This is a genomic window from Acinetobacter sp. ANC_7512 (genome assembly GCF_056779935.1).
Window position 1 is genome coordinate 1 of record NZ_JBWYIX010000041.1, and the last position, 349, is coordinate 349.

A 349-nucleotide genomic window follows, 5' to 3' on the forward strand; every position below is an offset into this window, starting at 1 on the left:
GCGTGCAAGCAGAACTCATCTGTCTCTCGACCAATGCCTTAATTCCACTCAAACAATTCATCGGCACACAAGTGGCCGTCGATCAAGTCACTGATCAAGGAACCCTGTTTAGAACCACTGGCATCATTACCGAAGCCTCACAAGGACAAAGCGATGGGGCACTGACCCTCTACAAACTTACGCTTAACGATGCAACTTCACTTTGGCACAAACGCCGCAACAGCCGCGTATTTATGAATAAATCCGTGGTCGAAGTGATGGAAATCCTCTTTGAAGAATGGCAAAACAAAAGCCCACTCTTTGCCTCTAGCCTCAGCCTAGACCACAGTGGACTACAACAACAATACGA

The 349-nt window shown here is 47.6% G+C and carries 1 protein-coding gene; it reads left to right on the plus strand.

From position 1 onward, the window contains the following. Positions 1-349: phage late control D family protein (locus AC1M9H_RS14375; protein ID WP_481613655.1), on the plus strand; the 349-nt coding region annotated here is incomplete at both ends.